We start from the raw sequence: 901 nt of genomic DNA, 5'->3' as shown, positions 1-901 counted from the left end.
TAGTGAGAGGGTTAACTCTTTTATTGAGTATGTGAAAGGCTATTCCAAAGAACAGGCAATTGCAGAAGCAGCTCGTTGTGTTGATTGTGAATTGTGTGTTGATGTGTGCCCTGCAAATATGGATATTCCAAGATATATTGAAAGCGCTTTCAGAGACAATACAAAAGAAGGGGTTGAGTGGATCTACAAAACTAACCCATTACCCGGGGTTTGTGGGCGTGTCTGCACTCATAAGTGTGAGACTGTCTGTTCGATTGGGCACAGAGGGGAACCAGTGGCTATTAGATGGCTCAAAAGATACATTATGGATCAAGAAAGTGTAGAAGATATTATAAAAAACGCAAAAGAAAATGTTGTTAAAAAAGGCACAGGTAAAATTGCCATCATTGGTGCAGGTCCTTCGGGTCTATCTGCTGCTTACTATTTATCTCTCATGGGCTATAAAGTAACAATATTTGAAGCAAAGGAATTACCAGGTGGCGTAATGAGATACGGCATTCCCCGTTATAGATTGCCTGATGAAGCTTTGGATAAAGATATTGGCGTTATCAAAGCCCTTGGGATTGAAATCAAGTGCAATAGCACTGTTGGCAAAGACATAACCTTAGATGAGCTTAAAGAAAAATATGATGCTGTTTTCCTCGGAACTGGTTTTACACTTGGAAGATCCACTAAAGTGCCTGGAACAGATCACAAAGACGTACTTATGGCTCTTCCGCTGCTTGAGAAAATCAGGGATTACTTGCGCGATCCAAAAAAATCTGAGAAACCACATGTACCTGACAGTCTAATAGTAATCGGTGGTGGAAATGTTGCGATGGATGTTGCAAGAAGCATTGCAAGACTCCAACGCATGGAAGGGAAAAAGGTCAACGTCAAAGTGACTTCCCTTGAATCAATG

At 41.1% G+C, this 901-nt stretch carries 1 protein-coding gene; it reads left to right on the top strand.

Going from position 1 to position 901, the window contains the following annotated elements; genetic code table 11:
• A partial coding sequence (locus tag AC3LHT_RS07750) for an FAD-dependent oxidoreductase (protein WP_488662483.1) occupies positions 1 to 901 on the top strand: 901 nt, incomplete at both ends.

It is taken from the genome of Kosmotoga sp. (assembly GCF_982836095.1).
This window is presented reverse-complemented; position numbering and strand designations above follow the sequence as displayed.